This is a genomic window from Pseudarthrobacter sp. HLT1-3 (assembly GCF_059383535.1).
In genome coordinates this window covers 24,228-41,147 of sequence record NZ_JBWZCJ010000008.1, presented here as the reverse complement: position 1 = coordinate 41,147, position 16,920 = coordinate 24,228, and the positions used below count along the sequence as shown (strand labels likewise).

At 67.6% G+C, this 16,920-nt stretch carries 17 protein-coding genes; 11 read left to right on the top strand and 6 right to left on the bottom strand.

The features are described from left to right. Window positions 1-16: 16 nt before the first annotated feature. Both qcrC and ctaE read right to left on the bottom strand, forming a co-directional pair. Window positions 17-802: a cytochrome bc1 complex diheme cytochrome c subunit gene (gene qcrC / locus AC50X9_RS08900; protein ID WP_494892569.1), complete on the bottom strand. Its 786-nt coding sequence runs from the start codon at window positions 800-802 to the stop codon at window positions 17-19. 85 nt (window positions 803-887) lie between these two features. Beyond that, window positions 888-1,562 carry an aa3-type cytochrome oxidase subunit III gene (gene ctaE, locus AC50X9_RS08895; protein WP_494892567.1) on the bottom strand — a complete coding sequence of 225 codons (675 nt, stop codon included), beginning with the start codon at window positions 1,560-1,562 and terminating at the stop codon, window positions 888-890. Window positions 1,563-1,674: 112 nt separating this feature from the next. On the opposite strand from ctaE, the gene trpD reads away from it, so the two are divergent. Then, window positions 1,675-2,733, top strand: coding sequence for an anthranilate phosphoribosyltransferase (trpD, locus tag AC50X9_RS08890; protein WP_494892565.1), 1,059 nt, complete (start codon window positions 1,675-1,677; stop codon window positions 2,731-2,733). A gap of 12 nt (window positions 2,734-2,745) precedes the next feature. On the opposite strand, the gene AC50X9_RS08885 is transcribed toward trpD, so the two are convergent. Continuing rightward, on the bottom strand, window positions 2,746-3,027 hold the full coding sequence (locus tag AC50X9_RS08885) for an Lrp/AsnC family transcriptional regulator (RefSeq protein ID WP_494892563.1): 282 nt from the start codon (window positions 3,025-3,027) through the stop codon (window positions 2,746-2,748). A 98-nt stretch (window positions 3,028-3,125) separates the two neighbouring features. After that, entirely contained in the window at window positions 3,126-3,563 is a 438-nt protein-coding gene (locus tag AC50X9_RS08880) for a DUF3054 domain-containing protein (RefSeq protein WP_494892561.1), read from the bottom strand. 135 nt (window positions 3,564-3,698) lie between these two features. On the opposite strand from AC50X9_RS08880, the gene AC50X9_RS08875 reads away from it, so the two are divergent. From AC50X9_RS08875 to AC50X9_RS08850, 6 genes are all read left to right on the top strand, one after another. Next, window positions 3,699-4,175 carry a VOC family protein gene (locus AC50X9_RS08875; protein WP_494892559.1) on the top strand — a complete coding sequence of 159 codons (477 nt, stop codon included), beginning with the start codon at window positions 3,699-3,701 and terminating at the stop codon, window positions 4,173-4,175. 160 nt (window positions 4,176-4,335) lie between these two features. Next, entirely contained in the window at window positions 4,336-6,516 is a 2,181-nt protein-coding gene (locus AC50X9_RS08870; protein ID WP_494892557.1) for an elongation factor G-like protein EF-G2, read from the top strand. Between the two features lie 320 nt (window positions 6,517-6,836). Continuing rightward, entirely contained in the window at window positions 6,837-7,253 is a 417-nt protein-coding gene (locus tag AC50X9_RS08865; RefSeq protein ID WP_494892555.1) for a DUF4259 domain-containing protein, read from the top strand. A gap of 778 nt (window positions 7,254-8,031) precedes the next feature. After that, the gene (locus AC50X9_RS08860) at window positions 8,032-9,249 is read left to right on the top strand and encodes a type III polyketide synthase (protein ID WP_494892553.1); all 1,218 of its coding nucleotides are present in this window, start codon (window positions 8,032-8,034) and stop codon (window positions 9,247-9,249) included. Window positions 9,250-9,259: 10 nt separating this feature from the next. After that, window positions 9,260-9,961 (top strand): class I SAM-dependent methyltransferase, encoded by a 702-nt coding sequence (locus AC50X9_RS08855; protein ID WP_494892845.1) that lies wholly within the window; start codon window positions 9,260-9,262, stop codon window positions 9,959-9,961. Continuing rightward, entirely contained in the window at window positions 9,954-11,087 is a 1,134-nt protein-coding gene (locus AC50X9_RS08850) for an FAD-dependent oxidoreductase (protein ID WP_494892551.1), read from the top strand. Before AC50X9_RS08855 ends, AC50X9_RS08850 begins: the two co-directional genes overlap by 8 nt. Window positions 11,088-11,159: 72 nt before the next feature. On the opposite strand, the gene AC50X9_RS08845 is transcribed toward AC50X9_RS08850, so the two are convergent. Then, window positions 11,160-11,492 (bottom strand): hypothetical protein, encoded by a 333-nt coding sequence (locus AC50X9_RS08845; protein ID WP_494892549.1) that lies wholly within the window; start codon window positions 11,490-11,492, stop codon window positions 11,160-11,162. Between the two features lie 2 nt (window positions 11,493-11,494). Here AC50X9_RS08845 and AC50X9_RS08840 point away from each other — a divergent pair, with 2 nt between their 5' ends. Together AC50X9_RS08840 and AC50X9_RS08835 are read left to right on the top strand one after the other, a co-directional pair. Continuing rightward, window positions 11,495-12,451 carry a hypothetical protein gene (locus tag AC50X9_RS08840; protein WP_494892547.1) on the top strand — a complete coding sequence of 319 codons (957 nt, stop codon included), beginning with the start codon at window positions 11,495-11,497 and terminating at the stop codon, window positions 12,449-12,451. 9 nt (window positions 12,452-12,460) lie between these two features. Continuing rightward, window positions 12,461-13,123, top strand: coding sequence for a peptide deformylase (locus AC50X9_RS08835; RefSeq protein ID WP_494892545.1), 663 nt, complete (start codon window positions 12,461-12,463; stop codon window positions 13,121-13,123). A gap of 54 nt (window positions 13,124-13,177) precedes the next feature. On the opposite strand, the gene AC50X9_RS08830 is transcribed toward AC50X9_RS08835, so the two are convergent. Then, window positions 13,178-15,262 carry a S9 family peptidase gene (locus AC50X9_RS08830; protein ID WP_494892543.1) on the bottom strand — a complete coding sequence of 695 codons (2,085 nt, stop codon included), beginning with the start codon at window positions 15,260-15,262 and terminating at the stop codon, window positions 13,178-13,180. Between the two features lie 114 nt (window positions 15,263-15,376). On the opposite strand from AC50X9_RS08830, the gene AC50X9_RS08825 reads away from it, so the two are divergent. Beyond that, window positions 15,377-16,249 (top strand): methyltransferase domain-containing protein, encoded by an 873-nt coding sequence (locus AC50X9_RS08825; protein WP_494892541.1) that lies wholly within the window; start codon window positions 15,377-15,379, stop codon window positions 16,247-16,249. A 149-nt stretch (window positions 16,250-16,398) separates the two neighbouring features. Next, window positions 16,399-16,860: an NfeD family protein gene (locus AC50X9_RS08820; protein WP_494892843.1), complete on the top strand. Its 462-nt coding sequence runs from the start codon at window positions 16,399-16,401 to the stop codon at window positions 16,858-16,860. Window positions 16,861-16,920 lie beyond the last annotated feature (60 nt).

The following is a 16,920-nucleotide window of genomic DNA, read 5'->3' as shown; positions in this document are numbered from 1 at the left end:
GTGTAACAGGTGGGGCTTAGGACGTCCGGGACGTCAGCCAGATGGTAAAGGCAACAATGACGCCCAGACCGGCGATCCAGACAAACAGACCTTCAGACACCGGACCCAGGGAACCCAGGTCGGCGCCGCCGGGTGAACCGCTGGCCTCGATCTGCTTCAGGAAGGTGATGATGTCGCGCTTGCCTTCGGGGGTAACGTTGCTGTCGCTGAAGACCGGCATGTTCTGCGGGCCAGTGACCATCGCTTCGTAGATGTGCTTGCCGGACACATCAGCCAGGGCCGGAGCGAATTTGCCACGGGTCAGCGCGCCGCCGGCAGCGGCGGCGTTGTGGCACATGGCGCAGTTTACGCGGAACAGCTCGCCGCCGGCGGCTGCGTTGCCCTTCTCATCGAGGACACCGGCCTCCGGGATGGACGGGCCGGGCCCGAGCGTAGCGACATACGCGGACAGCTGGTGCGTCTGCTCTTCGTTGAACTGTGCCGGCTTCTTGTAAGCCTGCGGGCCGTTCATCTGCATGGGCATACGGCCGGTCCCGACCTGGAAGTCGACGGCGGCGGCGCCGACGCCTACCAGGGAGGGTCCGGCATTGGACCCGCTGGCGCCCATGCCGTGGCAGGTGGCGCAGTTGGCGGCAAAGAGCTTGCCGCCTTCCTCTGCGTCATTTGCGCTGAAGCTGGTGGTTGCCTTGGCCTGGTTGACGGTGCTGGCGACTGCGTACAGCCCACCAGTCACCAGGAGGCCCATCAGCAGCAGCGCAATAGCTGCCAGTGGGTGACGTCGCTTCTGCGAGAGTGCCTTCACGTGGTGGTTCCTTTTTTCGATCCTGCGTCGGCTCCGGGAGCCGTCTTTTGAAATTCTGCCTCTTATGGAAAGAGTCCAGTCTGGGCTACTTGAGGACGTAGATCACCAGGAACAGGCCGATCCAGACGACGTCGACGAAGTGCCAGTAGTACGAGGTGACAATCGCTGAGGTTGCCTCGAAGTGGCCGAACTTCTTCGCTGCGAAGGAGCGGCCCATGATCAGGAGGAAGGCAACCAGGCCACCTATAACGTGCAGGCCGTGGAAGCCTGTGGTGATGTAGAACGCCGAACCATAGGCGTTGGAGGAGAGCGAGACATGCTCGGAAACGAGCAAGGCATACTCCATCGCCTGGCCGGCCACGAAGATGGAACCCATGATGAAAGTCAGGGTGAACCATTCGTTCATACCCCAGCGGGTGAAGCTGAGGCGGCCGCCGCTTCGACGCGGCTGAAGCCGCTCGGCGGCGAAGACGCCCATCTGGCAAGTAAAGGAACTTGCCACGAGGACGATCGTGTTTACGAGCGCAAAGGGAAAGTTGAGCTTGGCTGTCTCTTCGGCCCACATCAGTCCGGAAGTCGAACGGAGTGTGAAGTACATGGCGAAGAGACCGGCGAAGAACATCAACTCACTGGAAAGCCAGACAACGGTTCCAACAGAAACCATGTTCGGACGATTCAGCGTCGGGTGCGCCGGGGTACTGGGGGCTTGGGTCGCAGATGTCACATAGACATTATGTCTATAAAACTCGCTCCTGCCCAACGCAAACGGCGTTTTCGGGGGACTTTTTCTACAAAGACGCGAATTCGCGCGGAAAAGTTCCCGGCGCCGTTCACATTGGTCATTGCAGTGCGCACCTCGATAGCATCGGAACGTGACTTCTCAGGCAACTGCACAGGCGGCAGGCAACACCTGGCCGCGGCTCATCAACGCCCTTATTAACGGTACCGATCTGACGACCGGCAACACGGAATGGGCGATGAACTCGATCATGTCCGGCGAGGCCTCGCCCGCCCAGGTGGCCGGCTTCCTGGTCGCTCTGCGTTCCAAAGGCGAGACCGTTGACGAACTCGTCGGCCTGGTCGATGCGATGATCGCGCATGCGAGCCCTATTGATATAGCAGGGCAGAAACTGGACATCGTCGGAACCGGCGGGGACCAGCAGAACACGGTCAACATTTCCACTATGGCCGCGCTGATCGCGGCCGGTGCCGGCGCCAAGGTCGTTAAGCACGGCAACCGTGCCGCTTCCTCCACTTCCGGTTCAGCGGATGTCCTGGAGGCGCTGGGCGTCCGGCTGGACCTGCCGATTCCGCGTGTGGCCCTGAACGCGGAAGAGGCAGGCATCACCTTCTGCTTTGCCCAGGTGTTTCATCCCTCGATGCGGCATGCCGCCGTCGCCCGCCGCGAACTTGGCGTACCCACAGCCTTCAACTTCCTGGGGCCGATGATCAACCCCGCCCACGTGCAGGCCTCGGCGGTGGGTGTCGCCAACGAGCGGATGGCCCCGCTGGTGGCAGGGGTGCTGGCCAAGCGCGGAAGCCGCGGGCTGGTGTTCCGCGGGAATGACGGGCTCGATGAACTGACGACAACCGGTCCGTCCCGCGTGTGGGAAATCCGCGACGGCGCGGTGAGTGAGGAGATATTCGAGCCGGGCGACCTGGGCATCCGCCGGGCGACCCTGGAGGAGCTGCGCGGCGGGGACGCCGCCGCCAATGCCGCCGTCGTCCGTTCCGTACTCGCGGGGGGACGCGGTTCCGCGCGGGACGCCGCCCTGCTGAACGCCGCCGCCGGACTCGTGGCCTTCGATAGGGACGCTGTTGGTCCGTTGAGCCAGCGGATGGCGGCCGCCTTCAGCCGCGCTGAACAGTCCATCGAGTCGGGTGCGGCCGCTGCGGTACTGGACCGCTGGGTCGCGCTCTCACGCAGCTGAAGCGTCTGAGCCCTACTGTTCGAAGCCCAGCGCGAAGGCCGCGTCCAGGTCATGCTGGGAGTAGGCCCGGAAGGCAATCTGCGTGATGGTGTGGACAACACCGCGTACCTTGGACAGCTGGTCCGCGATGACATCCGCGAGATCGTCATGCTTGGGGACGCGGGCGACCGCAATAAGATCCCATTCGCCGGTAACGGAGTAGACCTCGCTGATGCCCTGGATGGCGGAGATCTCCTCCGCGGTCTCCGGGATGCGGGAAGCGTCTGTCTTAATCAGGACGAAAGCGGTGACCACGTGTGAACCTTTCCGGATCTGTTGCGCCGTTGCCGGCCAGTTGGGCCTGCCGGAGGGTACTCCCGGGGCCCTGGCCATGTCCCTGCCAGCCTAGTCCATCAGGCCCGGGCGCGCCGTGTGTTGCGCCGCCGGACGACAGCGGCCAGCAGTCGGGAGCCGAGCAGGAACAGCCCGAGACTGAGCAGGGCCACAAGCACGAACGGCAGGACCACCGTCTGCCCGGTGGCGGCACGCAGGAGCATGCCCACGGTGACTGTTCCGAGCCAGACGCCGACGCCGGCCGGCCACAGGGCCAGGGGTGCGCGCCACAGCCGCAGGGCGAGCCAGGACAGTGCGGCGCCGGCGAGGAACGGCCAGGCGGTGGCAAAGACGCCGGAGATGATGTCCCCGCGTTGATGGGCGTCCCGGCCGATGGCGGCGAAGATGAGAATCAGGGCGGCGTCGGCGCAGGCGGCCCAGACCGTCGTCCGTTTGGAGTCCGCCGGCGCCGCTTTATGCTCGGGGGGCCGGGGGAGCGGAGGCGTTGAAGAGGACATAGCACCAAGCCTAGTCGGGCCACCGGTCTTGCCCGGTAACCCGTTGTGCCCGCCAAACGGCCGGACTAGGCTCGGGCTGAAACCCCGCACTGCCGCCGGACACCGCCGCGGCACGGGCCGAACGGAGGACGCGCAATGGCCGAGAAGATCACCACCTGCCTGTGGTTCGACACCCAAGCGGAAGAAGCCGCCGAATTCTACGTTTCCGTGTTCGACGGCGGGAAGCTGCTGGAGGTGTCCCGCTACGGGGAGGGCGGACCCGCACCTGCGGGCCAGGCGATCACCGCGCGGTTCGAAATTGAGGGCCGGACCTTCACTGCGTTGAACGGGGGACCGGCCTTCACGTTTAACGAATCGATCTCCTTTGTTATTGACTGTTCCTCGCAGGAGGAAGTCGACCGGTACTGGGACGCGCTCAGCGAGGGTGGCTCCGAAAGCCAATGCGGCTGGCTCAAGGACCGCTACGGGGTGTCCTGGCAGGTGGTCCCCTCAGTGCTGGGCCAGCTGCTCGGCGGTCCGGACCCCGCGGGTTCGCAGCGCGCCATGCAGGCCATGCTGTCAATGCAGAAGCTCGACATCGCGGCGCTGGAGGCGGCCTACGGAGGGCGCTGAGCGGGCGGACCGGGCCCGGGGTTCCGGGCCGTGCCGGCGAAGGTGACTTTTGCATCTTGCCGTCAGTTCGTTGGCGGGTGTCCAATCCAAGGAGACAGCTGCACGACGCGCGGAAGCCGGGCGGTCAGGCCGGCCAAGGGATGCACACCGGGAGGACCAAATGCCAGCGAAAGATGCCAAGGTTCCGGCCAGATCAGCAGCACGGGGGGCGGCTGAACTCCGGCGGGCCGACGCCTCCGAGACCCTGCCGCCCGACCAGCCGGCGCAGATCCGGAACGTAGCACTGGTGGGCCATTCGGGATCCGGCAAGACGATGCTGGCTGAGGCTCTGTTGGCCGCAACCGGTGCGATTGCGCGGAAAGGCTCCATTACCGAGGGCACCACGGTCAGCGACTCGGAGCCGGCCGCGATCCACCAGCAACGCTCCGTCGCCCTGTCCGTCGTGCCCGTGCAGGCCGGCGGCATCAAAGTGAACCTGCTCGACACGCCAGGCTACCCGGACTTCATCGGCGAACTGCGCGCCGGGCTGCGCGCGGCGGACGCTGCCCTGTTCGTCGTCTCGGCAATCGATGACATTGACGCTGCCACCACCGCCCTCTGGGCCGAATGCCAGCGCGTCGGGGTGCCCCGGGCCGTGGTGCTCAGCCGGCTGGACCATCCCCGGGCGGACTTCCACGCGGCCCTCGCGCGGTGCCAGCGGGCCTTCGGCGACACGGTCCTGCCGCTCTACCTCCCTGTCCGCCCGAAGGGCGAGATCACCGGACTGCTGGGGCTGCTCTCGGGCACCGTCTCGGAACACCTTACGGATGACGCTGTGCCCGCTTACCGGAACGTCGACGACGTCGAACGCGCCTCCTCGGAAGCGGCACGGGGTGCGCTCATCGAAGGGATCATCGCGGAGAGCGAGGACGAAACCCTGATGGAGCGCTACCTCGAAGGCGAGGTGATCCCGGCCGGGATCCTCATCAGCGACCTTGAGACCGCGGTGTCCCGGGGATCCTTTCATCCGGTGGTCGCCACCTCCGCCGAGACCGGCGTCGGGCTCGCGGAGCTGCTGGAAATGGTGACCCGGGCCTTCCCGTCGCCCGCGGAGGGACGGCCGCCGGCCGTCTCCCACGCCGACGGAACCCCTGCGGCTATTCCCGACTGCGACCCGGCCGGGCCACTGGTCGGCGAGGTAATCCGCACCACGATCGACGCTTTTCTGGGCCGGGTTTGTCTGGTCCGACTCTTTTCCGGCACCTTGCGGGAGGACTCGTTCGTGCATGTGGCCGGCCGCGGTCTGGCGGACAGGGGCCATCCGGACCACGACAGTGATGAGCGCGTCGCCCACCTGTATTCGCCGCTGGGGGCCAGCCTCCGGCCGGTGCCGTACAGCGTGGCCGGGGATATCTGCGCCCTCACGAAACTCGGGCCTGCGGAGACCGGTGACACGATTTCGGCCCGGGAAATGCCGTTGTTGATCCGGCCATGGGAGATGCCGGATCCGCTGTTGCCCGTTGCGGTCGAGGCGGCCTCTCATGGCGATGAGGATGTCCTGGCACGGAGCCTGGCCAAGGTCGCGGCCGGCGACCCGGCGCTGCGGGTGGAACGGAACGCTGAAACTCATCAGCTGATCCTCTGGTGCATGGGCGAGGCGCACGCGGACGTCGTCCTGGGACGTCTGCGCGAGCAGGGGGTCAAGCTGCAGACGGCCGACGTGGTCACACCGTTGCGGGAGACCTTCGCTGCTCCGACGGTTGGCCACGGCCGGCACGTCAAGCAATCGGGCGGCCACGGCCAGTACGCCGTCTGCGACATCGAAGTTGAGCCGCTGGAACGGGGGAGTGGCTTTGAGTTTGTCGACAAAACCGTCGGCGGAGTTATTCCGGGGCCCTTCATCACCTCGGTGGAGAAGGGTGTGCGGACACAGATGCAGAAGGGCGTCTCCGCCGGCTTCCCGGTGGTGGATATCCGGGTGACCCTGCTCGGGGGCAAGGCGCACAGCGTGGACTCCTCGGACGCAGCCTTCCAGGCGGCCGGCGCGCTGGCCCTGCGGGAGGCCGCGGCAGCCGGGCGCATCCAGCTTCTGGAGCCCGTCTCGGCAGTGACCATCAGCGTCTCGGACGAGCACGTGGGCGCGGTGATGGGCGACCTCTCGTCACGCCGGGCGCGTCTGACCGGCACGACGTCGACCGGCGGGGACCGGACCGAAATCACTGCCGAAGTGCCGGACCAGGAGCTCCTGCGGTACGCGATCGAGCTGCGTGCCCTGACCGCGGGGAGCGGGCGGTTCACCCGGAGCTATCTCCGCCACGAACCGGTGCCTGCGGCCGCTGCCCGGGCTGCCACGAAGGACTGAGGCCCCCGTTCCGGTCTCACTCCGGAAACCGCGCCGGGTTCCCCTATTTGAGGACGGAGCTGGGGGCACGTACTTCAGATTGGGCGTGGCGCCGTCGGAGTTGGACGTCGTGGACTACCAGCAGCCCCTGCTCGAACGGTGTCGCTTGATCCTCTGTAGTCGCGAACCAGCCATGACGGAGTGCGTCGGCGACCAGTAGCAGGGGTGTGACGGAGAAGTGTTCGGCGAAGCGCCATGGTTGGCCTTCGCTGGCTTGCGTGCAAGAATCTCAGCTAAGCCGCGCACCGTCGGCCTAACAGTCGACTCAGGGGGCAGTGCTTATGGGCGCATGGGATGGATCGGTTTTTGGCAACGACGACGCAGCGGACTTCTCGTACGAGTTCGATAACGCCAACTCCGTAGCAACAGTTTCGCCGATCATCGAGAACGCACTGGACGCTGTCCTTGAGTCCGCCCCAGATGTGGAGGCTCCAGACGGGTCGATAGGGATGGCAGCCGCTGCACTTGTTGTCGCTTGGAATGAACCGGAGTTGCTTGGCAGCGATGCCGCCTATGCCCCGGAACCTTGGCCACGAACCGCCGATCCCTTGCCTGAGTATTTGCAGACGAAAGCCGCGGCCGTGCTGGACCGGATGAAAGACGCAGCGGGAAATGAACTGGCTCAACTGTGGGCGGAATCGGGACAATCGTCCGAGTTCACAGCTGAAATTGACCGCTGGCGCTCACGCCTGCTCTGAGGAAGTAACCGGGCCGTTTTGGGTTCGGCTGAGGCCATCTGACGGGCGCTCGTGTTCATGGAGCCTTCGGGGTGCCCGTCGATGCAGCGCGAACCACCCTTCTCCTGCGGCGTCTGCGTGGAGGAACTCGACCTGGCAGCTGTAACCGAGGGGGTCAGCGACCAGTGAACGCGGCGTGGCGGAGAGGTAGTCGTCCTGGGCAGTGTTTCGTGCGCCGAGCCGAGGCCGCGGAGCCTGAGCAGATCCGTCGCCCGGAACGACAGCGGGGGAGGGCATGCATGATTCACCAGATGAGATACGCAGAGTGCTACTGGTAGCCATGCATAATCATTTTGGTACTAATCCCCGCTGACGAGACTCACCGGGAGCCTCTCTGTCGTGGTTCAGCGGGGCTTTGCGACATGCTCGGGTCATGGTTGCCCAACGGAGATCCGCTGAATCTGCTGCCAAGTGCCGCTCGGAGCATGACGTGTGGATCGACCATGCTTTGCTCGACCTCACGGACGTCGAGTGGCTCTGGTGTCCGGCGCCTAACGCTCTGGGCCGTAAAGACCCCCAAGGGCTTGTTGTCGTCTCTGCCGCAATTGCAGTGGTTGGACATCCGAGCAGATGAGCCACGCAGGAACACTACTTTACATAATGTTGATTATCGGCGTTTTATGCGAGCGGGCTGAGAGGGCTACAGGCCACGTTTTCCTGGCGGCCCTCATTCCGTGTGCGGCATCCATTGCAGCGTCCGTTCCATTGTCTTCTGCGCCGGACTCACTGAGAATGAACCATGACGGTCTACCTGAGGTCCCTGGAAACTGCTGTCCCGCCGACTGTGTTAATTCAGACCGAGGCCCGGGACGTTTTTGCTGCCCAGCCAGGGCTCACCAGGCTTGGAACCCGGCTGGTCGCTACCTGCTTTGATTCCGCCGCCATTGAGACCCGCTACACAGCTGTTGCGGAAATGACCAAGGACAGCCGGGCGGAGAACCCGCGGTTTTTCGACGCCGGAACCGGCCTGCTGCTCAGCCCCAGCACCAAGGTGCGCAATGACATCTTCGCCATCGAGGCCACCAAGCTCTTCATCGAGGCCGCCCAAAAAGCCCTGGATGCCTGCCCCGAAATCACTTTACTTGACATAACTCACCTTGTGACGGTGTCCTGCACCGGATTCTTCAACCCCGGCCCGGACTACAAGATCGTCCGGGCCCTCGGTCTGAACCCCGCGGTCCAGCGCTACCATCTCGGATTCATGGGCTGTTACGCGGCGTTCCCCGCATTGCGTGCGGCCAAGTCGTTCTGCGAGGCGGACCCGAACGCCGTCGTCCTCGTGGTTTGCGCCGAGCTTTGCTCGCTGCACGTCCGAACGTCGAACGATCCGGACACCATCATGGGTTCGGCGTTGTTCGCCGACGGTGCGGCAGCGGCCATCGTGACCGCCCGCGAGTACCCGGACCAACCCGCCCTGCTGCAGCTGGACCACTTCGAAACCGTCCTGACGCCGGTCGGCGAGGAATCCATGGCGTGGAACATCGGCGACGAGGGATTCGAGATGGTCCTGGGAAACTATGTCCCGCACATCATCGATGACCACATCATCGGTGCCCTGGAGCCGCTCCTGTCCCGGGATAGTTCCCTGTACGGACTCCCCTACCGCGAGATCCGGCACTGGGCCATCCACCCGGGCGGACGCAGCATCCTGGACAAGGTCCAGTCCCGGCTGGACCTCAGCGATGAGCAGCTGGTTCCGGCCCGGGAGACCCTGCGCAACTACGGGAACATGAGCAGCGCCACCGTCCTGTTCGTGCTCCGCCACATCCTGGACCTGCCGCCGGCGGGCAGGGCCGGAGACGGCGAGGAACGGATCTGCTCGATGGCCTTCGGCCCCGGACTGACCGTGGAAACCGCGCTGTTCACCAGGATCGGCAGCCCACGAAGCGGCGGGCAGGCAGCATTGTCCGAAGACGCCGCCGCCCCGTCCGCGCAGCCGGAAGCGGCGCTTGCCTGAGCGCCACACGATGGATCTTCTGCGCGGACGCGCGGCGCACGCCGTCGAGGAAATGGACCGGCCCGGCTGCGATCCGGACCGGCTGGACCGAACCTATGCCCAGTTTGGCCTGGTCAACCGGGCGGTCTCCGGCTGGCGGGGCATCTATCGGACCCAGCTCAGGCCGCGACTCAGCCGTGACACCACCGTCTCCCTGCTGGACATCGGCTGCGGGGGCGGCGACGTGCCGGTCCTGCTGTCCCGCTGGGCTGCCCGGGACGGTCTCCGCCTGAAGATCACGGCCGTCGACCCGGATCCGCGCGCCAGCCGCTTCGCCGCAGAACGGCACCCGGCCGCCGGCGTGACCTTCCATCAGGCCACGGCCGCCGAGCTGGCCGGCGAAGGCCTCAGCTTCGACCTGGTGGTCTCCAACCATGTACTGCACCATCTGGCGGAGGACCAGCTTCCGGCGTTCCTGGCCGAATCCGCCCGGCTCTGCCACGGCCGGGTCATCCACAACGACCTCCGGCGCAGCGCGGTCGCCTACGGTCTCTTCTTCGTCTCCTCCTGGCCTTTCACCGGCTCCTACATCCGGCAGGACGGCCTCACCTCGATCCGCCGAAGCTACACCGCGGCCGAACTCCGGGCCGCCGCTCCCCCGGGCTGGACGGTCCTGCGCCACGCGCCCTACCGCAACCTGCTGATCCTCGACCAGGACCGGCCCCGTGATTGACGTCCTGGTGATCGGCGGCGGCCCGGTGGGACTGTTCATGGCCGCCCTGCTCCTCCAGCACGGCGTGAACGTCCGCATCCTGGAGCAGCGCACCGGCGCCGAGCCGCACTCCCGCGCCATCGGCATCCATCCCCCGTCACTGGACGCGCTCCAGGGAATCGGCGTGGCACCGGGTCTGGTGGCCGAAGGGGTCCCGATCCGCCGGGGCTTCGCCCTTGCCGGAGGGACCCGGCTCGCCGAGATGCCCTTCGCCGGCGTCTCGGACACTTTTCCGTTCATCCTCGCCCTGCCGCAGACCCGGACGGAGGCGGTGCTGGAGGAGCGCGTCCGGCAACTCGACCCCGGCGCGCTGCACCGCGGCGTCCGGGTTACCGGGCTGCACGACGACGGCGGCCAGGTCACCGCTGAGGCCGTCGTCAACGGCAGCACTGTGCGGTATCGGGCCGCCCTTGCGGTTGCTGCCGACGGCATCCGCTCCACCGTCCGCACCCGGCTGGGCACTGCGGTGGTGGCCAAGAATTACCCGGACAGCTACCTGATGGGCGACTTCACCGACACCACCGGATTAGGCCCGGACGCGGCCCTGTTCCTGGAGCCGGGAGGAATCGTCGAGTCCTTTCCGCTGCCCGGAACGCTGCGCCGCTGGGTCGTGCGCCTCGCGGACGCCGGGCGCGACGGCGACGCCCGCTGGCTGGTCGCTCGGATCGGAGAACGTACCGGGATTGACGTCGATCCCGATAGCAACAGCATGCTGAGCAGCTTCGGCGTACGCTCCCGACTGGCACGCAGGATGGTCGCCGGCAGGACGGTGCTAATCGGCGACGCCGCCCACGAGATCAGCCCGATCGGAGGCCAGGGCATGAACCTGGGCTGGCTCGACGCGGTCACACTGGCTCCGGTGATTCTCGCGTCGCTGCGCGGGGCGGACGTGGGCGTGGAGCTCCGCACCTTCGAGGCCAGCCGCAGGGCGGCAGCCGCCCGGGCGGCCCGCCAGTCCGAAATCAACATGGCGCTGGGCCGTCCCCTGCCGGCAGTGCCATGGGCGACGCGGAACCGCGCGATAGCCGCGGCCGCCTCCGTGCCCGCCGTCAACAATTTCGTGGCCCGCCGGTTCACCATGCAGTGAACGGCCGGACCTCGCCGCGCAGGGAGCGGCCGGACTTCAAGGTGCAGGGAGTCGCAAGGGCGCCCCGGGATGCTACGCCGCTGGGGTGCTCGCCGGGCAGGACGGCAGGTCCTTCGGCAGGGTGGCGGTCCACTCGGCCACCACCACCCGGGTGCCTTCACACGTTGTCCGTCGCACCTCGAAGTGCTGCCCCGAGACGACGTCGTGGGCTGCTGCCACGCCGGCCAGCGCCTCCTGTCGGTTCCGCGTTGCGGCCGGGGCGAGCAGGTGGGGCGCCTCGGTCGAGATATAGTCCTCGGCCAGGAAGGGCGCGATATCGTCTGATCCGGCGCCGGGAATACACTGGCGCCATGGGCTGCTCCCCTCCGCTGCTCCGGCGCCCGGCCGGCGAACCTGGGAACGCATCCGTGTGTGCAGTTGCGGCCGCCATGGCTGCCCTCGCCCTGATGGCTTCCTGCAGCCCGGTACCATCGGGTACAGGCCATCCGTCGGCCACATCCACCGCCGCCGCTGCGGCTGCCCCGGTCACCGTTGTCCCGGTCACCGCGGAGATCAACCAGCTCCGCGACAACTACGGCCGGCAAATCATTGCCATTCAGTTGACCAATACCACCTCGGCACCGGTAACCGTTTATGCGGCGGGCGTGGCCAGTGCGCTGTTTACCGGCGCCATCGAATGGCAGGCGGCGCCCGGCGGGATCGAACTGCCGCCGGGCCAGACTAAGATCCTGCCGGCACACCTGCCCGCCGCGGAATGCGGACTCCCGACCGTACCGGTGCACAAGGAACCGCCGTCCGGAGGAGCGCCGTCCGGAGGAGTGCTGACCGAAGGACCGGTCGTGCAAATTCGCCTTACTGAAGCTCCGGGGCCGGCCATGACGGTGCCCGCCACCGACCCCTACGGGGTGCTCAGCAGGAACAACTCGGAAATGTGTCTCGCCCAGGCGGCCGCAGCGGTCGCCGAAATCCGGCTGGCACCGGAACTTGAGGTCTCCGCGGACGGGCAGAGTGCGGTGATGGCGCTCATCATCACACCGCGGAGCACGCCGGGTGCTGTGAACCCCGGCTCAACGGGTACCCTCACCATCAACTGGATCGACCGGACCCCGCTGCTCGACGAGGACCGGTCCGCCCCGTGGCCGCGCTCCGTTTCGGTCCACGCCGGCGGTGCCAGCCAGCAGTTCCGGCTGGGGATCCGGCCCGCGCGCTGCGATCCGCACGCTGTCGCGGAGGACAAAGTGGGGACCCTGATGCCGCTCTGGGTGTCAGCGGGCGGACGCGACGGCATCCTGAAGATCGACGCCGGTGACCTGCTGCGAGGACGCATTCACGACTTTGTTTCGACGGCGTGCGGACGCCAGTAGTCTGTTGCCATGTCCCCTGACGCCACGCCGACTGACTTCAGCACCGCCCGCATCCACGAGACCGTCCAACAAATACTGACCGCCGGGGTGCTGCCTGCCATTGTCCAGGCGGGACACCCGGTGCTACGGCAGGTCGCCGAGCCGTTCGAGGGCCAGCTGAGCGACGCCGAGCTCGGCCAGCTGGTCGACCTGATGCGCAGCCTGATGCACAAAGCACCCGGTGTGGGTCTGGCGGCACCCCAGCTCGGCATTCCGCTGCAGCTCGCCGTGCTCGAGGACCAGTTCGACGTCGATCCCACCGTCGCCGCCGTGCGCGGACGGGAGCCGCTGCCGTTCTTCGCCATGCTGAACCCGTCCTACGAGCCGACCAGCGGTGCCACCGTGGCGTTCTACGAAGGATGCCTCTCCGTGAACGGTCTCCAGGCCGCCGTCTCCCGCCCCGAGGCGGTCCGGCTGGATTTCACGGCACCGGACGGGACCCGGCAGCAGCGGGAGTTCAGCGGCTGGCAGGCCCGGATCGTCCAGCACGAAACCGACCACGTGCACGGCATCCTTTACCTGGACCGCGCCGAACTCCGCTCCCTCAGCAGCAATGCCGAGTACGCCGCGCGCTGGTCACAGCCCGATATCAGCCTCGCCCGGAAGGAGCTCGGGTTCCTGCCCGACGCCTGAGGCCGCTCAAGCCGAACGCGCCCGGTCCGCTGCGGCGGACCGGGCGGCGGATGCTCAGGACCGTGCCGGCCCGGTGCCGGCGGGAGCGGCGGCCGGGTTTGCCGCCGTCGGAAGGTAGCGGGCCCACCACTGCAGGATCTGCTCGAAGCGCTGCTTGCGGTGGTGCGGCGTACCGGAGCGTGACAGTTCATGGTTCTCCCCCGGGAAGACCAGGAACGCGGCCTCGACACCGAGCTGTTTGAGCGCGGTGAAATATCGCTGCCCCTGCTCCACCGGGCAGCGGAGATCCTCCTCGCTGTGGATGACCAGCGCCGGGGTGCGCACCTGGTCCACCCGGGCCATCGGGCTCTGCGCCGCCATCTGTTCCGCGGATCGGCCGGTGTACTCCCCGCCAAAGAACCAGCCAATGTCCGACGAACCGGTAAAGCTCACGGGATCGAGGAAGCCGCGTTCCACGATGGCCGCCCTGAAACGATGGTCATGGCTGATGGTCCAGGCGGCCAGGTAGCCGCCGTAGGACCCGCCCATGATGCCGAGCGCCCCGCCGTCGAGCTCCTCGAACTTGCCGAGCGCGCCGTCCAGGAAGGCCAGCACGTCCTGCATGTCCACGCTGCCCATCTTTTCCTTGATGGCCCGTCCGTGGGCCTGGCCGTATCCGGCGGAACCGCGGGGGTTGCACTGCAGGACCGCGTAGCCTGCTGCGGCGTAGACCTGGGCCTCGTCGAAGAGGGCCCCGGTGAACTGGGCAAACGGGCCGCCGTGGATGTTCAGCAGGACCGGGTGGGGCCCCTCGCCAGGCGGCTTCACGAGCCAGCCGTGGACGGGGTAACCATCCGCGGAAGGGACCGTGAGCTCGAGGGGTTCGAGGATCGAGGCCTCGGCCCGCAGCGCTGCCGAAAAATCAGTCAGCACGCGGAGCTGGCCACCGGCGAGGACCGCGACATCCCCCTCAGTCGCCGGGTCGGTGAAACTGACCACCAGCGATTCCCCGCCGGCGGCGGCGCCGGTGACGACACTCCCGCCGTGCAGCAGCTGGTGGTTCCCGGCCGCGTGGAACTCAAGCAGCTCGACCGTGCCCCGGGTGTTGTTCAGCAGCAGCGCCGAGTCGGGGCCGCCCAGTTCAATCCGGCCGTTGCAGCCGAGGTCCATCGCCTCGGCGTCGCTCAGGCAGGTGGCGTCGCCGCCGGTCGCCGGCATCACGTAAAGCGCGGTGTTGCGTGCCACGAAGTCCAGGCCCGAGCTGCCGAGCTCCTGGGCGAGGAAAAACAGCCACCGTCCGTCCCCTGACTGGCGGACGGCGTGCACGGTCTGGCGGCCGGTGTCGCCGGGAGCCACCGGTTCCGGCTCCCTACCCCCGGCGCCGTCCCCGACCGGAAGGCGGTAGATGCCGCTGGCGAGATCGGCGTCGCTGCCGGGGTGCAGGGCGGCCGTGAAGTAGATGGTGGTTCCGTCGGCGCTGAAACCGGCGCCGTCGTGGTCGGTGGCAGCGGTGGTGAGCTGCCGCGCGGCCGGCAACAGTTTGCCGGATGTGCCGCCGGAGCTGCCGCTCGCGGCGTCAACCGCGGTGCGCGCCTGCAGCGCCCTGCCCTGCGGCGCCACCCTGGGTTCCGCCCCGAGTTCGGGAAGCTCGACGAGGAACAGCTGGACCGGCTTGTCCGCGGTATAACCGACGCCGTTCATCCGGTACTGGTAGTCCGTGATCAGCCGGGCGTCCTCGGTTCCGGCGGTGACTCCCTCGGTGCTGCCGTAGCGGCCGTCCGCCGGAGTGCGTGCGCTGTAGACAATGCGCCGCGAGTCGGGCGACCACGCGAACGCCGACACGCCCAGCGGGGCGTCGGTGACGGGCTGCGGCTCCCCGCCACCGGCCTCCACGATGTGCAGCTGGGGTTTGCCGCCGGCCGCGGCGCGCAGGAACCCCAGCACCTGTCCGTCCGGGGAGAAGCCCGGAGCCGTGTCGCGGAAACCGCGGGTCAGGCGGCGGGGGCGGTGTTCCGGGTCCAGCGGCACCGACCAGAGCTGGCCGACGTAGGCATCGGCGTCGAAGTCGGGCCGCAGCACCGACACCACGGCACGCGTGCCGTCCGGATGCACGGCGGGAGCGGAAACGGAATTGATCAGCGGCAGATGTTCTGGTTTCACCTGTGCGAGCCTAGCCCCAGAATCCCGGGCTGTGAAATAGCTCACCCCGGAACACCCGGGCCGGCGGCGTCGGCGCACTCCTGGTCTGGGCTTGGCACCCCTAGGATGGACACTATGCCCCCCGTCTCCGCCGCCTCCGTGCAGTGTCCGGTCTGCCGGAACCGGCTCGGATTCAGCGACGGCAGCGGCCGCACCCTGGTCTGCCCGGCCGGCCACAGCTTCGACGCGGCGAAACAGGGGTATTTCAACTTCTTGGTCGGCAAAGGGACCGTGTTTGAAGCGGACACCGCCGAGATGGTCGCGGCACGCTTCGACTTCCTCTACGCCGGCCACTACCGTCCGCTCGCCGACGCCGTGGCGGAGCTGGCCGCCCCGGCGCTTTCCGGCGGTTCCGCGGGCAGCCCGGGGACGGTGCTGGACGCGGGAACCGGGACCGGCCACTATCTGCGGGCCGTGCTGGACCGGGCGGCACTCGGCCGGACTCCCACGGCCGCCGTCGGCCTGGATATTTCGAAGTTCGCGCTGCGCCGGGCCGCCAGGCTGAACCCTGAGGCCGTGAACCTCGTCTGCGACGTGTGGCAGCCGCTGCCGCTCGCCGACGACGCGGTCGACGTCGTCACCGTGGTCTTCGCGCCGCGCAACGCGGCCGAGTTTGCCCGGGTGCTCCGTCCCGGGGGCCGGCTCGTCGTGGTGACTCCCCGGCCAGGGCATCTCGAGGAGGTCGCAGGGCGCGCCGGGATGCTCGGGATCGACCCGGCGAAGGACGAACGGCTCGCAGCCTCGCTCGAGGGACATTTTTCCGCGCTGTCCGCGGACAACCTGGACGTGCCGCTGCTGCTGGCCCCGGACGACGTCGCCCGGCTCGCCTTCATGGGCCCGGCCGGACACCATCTGGACCGCGGGGCACTGGCGTCCCTCACGGCCGCGCTTCCGCCGCGGACGTCCGTGTCTGCCCGGTTCCGGATCAGCGTTTTCGGGCCCCGGTAGCGGCCCCGAAGCCTACTTCAAGGTAACGACTTGGCGACTTTCGCCGGGGTCCTTCCGCGGCCCTCGGCAGGCCTTGCCCTGCGGCTTAGGATGGAATCACAGTTACTGAGGGTCTGCGCCTGCAGCCCCCGGGGCGAAGGGGGAAAATGATGTTCGAATGGCTGCCGGAAAACTGGTGGGCGCTGTGGCTCACGGTCTTCCTCGTTTTTGCCGTCGTGGAGATGCTCACCCTCGACCTGTTCTTTATTATGCTCGGCGGCGGAGCCCTTGCAGGCCTGGTGGCGGCCTTCGCCGGCGCGGACCTCGGACTGCAGGTCGTGGCTTTCTGCGTGGTTTCCCTCCTGATGATCGGCTTCGTCCGGCCGGTCGCGCTCAAGCACCTCCACAAAGGCCCGGCGGACCGCAGGAGCAACATCGAACGGCTGATCGGCGAATCCGCGCTGGTGATGGAGCCGGTCAGCGAAAGCGGCGGCCTGGTCAAAATCGGCGGCGACGTCTGGAGCGCCCGGTCCGAGACCGGAGTCCTGGCACCCGGACAGCACGCGATCGTCAGCGCCATTGATGGCGCGACCGCCGTCGTTGCCCCGCAGCCTGAGACCGCCATCCAGTAGCACGCGCAAGAATTCCGGCGGCCGCCACCGGCACCGGGCACGCGGCGGGACACCGCCGCA